This window comes from Methylobacterium sp. WL69, assembly GCF_008039485.1.
GTDB lineage: Bacteria > Pseudomonadota > Alphaproteobacteria > Rhizobiales > Beijerinckiaceae > Methylobacterium.
This window is the reverse complement of record NZ_VRUZ01000210.1, coordinates 1-658: the sequence shown is the minus strand read 5'-3', so window position 1 is coordinate 658 and position 658 is coordinate 1. Positions and strand designations below refer to the sequence as shown.

Below are 658 nucleotides of genomic sequence, written 5' to 3'. Positions count from 1 at the left end.
GCCAGACCTCCTGACGTCGTTCACTCGGCCAGATCCAGGAGGTGACGGCCGGCCCGGTCGTCGATCTCGACGATCCAGAGGTCGCCGTCGAAGCGGATCTCCTTGCCGATGCGGCTCTCGACGTCGGCGGACTCGGCCTCGCGCATCAGCGGAACGAAGCGCCGGTCCGTATCGCCATCCGAATTCACCAGGGATTGCGGCGCCGGTCCGTAGAGGTCGGCCCGGCCGTCGAGGCGATCGACCTTGACGAAGATCGCCCCCGCCTCCGCGGCGCCGCGACGCCGCTGGACGGCGGCGATCCCCTCGATGCCGAGACGGCGCAGATGGGCCGAGACCCAGAAATCCGAACGCAGGCGTGCCATGCACCGCCTATACCCGGATTCCTCCGACAAGAGGATCAGCCCGGTGCAGCGGCAGCGCGGGCGGCGAGTTCGCGCAAGGTGCGGCCGGCGGGCTGGCCCTTCACCGGTAGTTTGCGATCGCGCTCGAACCGCTCGATGGCTGCGCGGGTGCCGGTTCCCAGAAGTCCATCCGCCTTGAGGGGGCCATAGCCGAGCTTGACCAGGGCGCGTTGCGCCTTCGCCACGGCGGGATCGGCCTTGGGCGTTACGGACGCCGTCGTCTCGCCCTCGCGGATGATCTCGCCGATGGTGTCGCG

2 protein-coding genes are annotated in these 658 nt (G+C 69.6%); both read right to left on the bottom strand.

Annotation, left to right across the window (positions count from 1 at the left end; all coding sequences use genetic code 11):
* Positions 1 to 20: 20 nt before the first annotated feature.
* Positions 21 to 362 carry a DUF1491 family protein gene (locus tag FV218_RS22500; RefSeq protein ID WP_147711612.1) on the bottom strand — a complete coding sequence of 114 codons (342 nt, stop codon included), beginning with the start codon at positions 360 to 362 and terminating at the stop codon, positions 21 to 23.
* A 35-nt stretch (positions 363 to 397) separates the two neighbouring features.
* Positions 398 to 658: peptidoglycan-binding domain-containing protein (locus FV218_RS22495; protein ID WP_147711611.1), on the bottom strand; the 261-nt coding region annotated here is incomplete at its 5' end.

What these genes read in the sequence shown, in the direction of transcription:
- FV218_RS22500 (WP_147711612.1), bottom strand. Translation starts at nt 362, where the DNA reads ATGGCACGCCTGCGTTCGGATTTCTGGGTCTCGGCCCATCTGCGCCGT.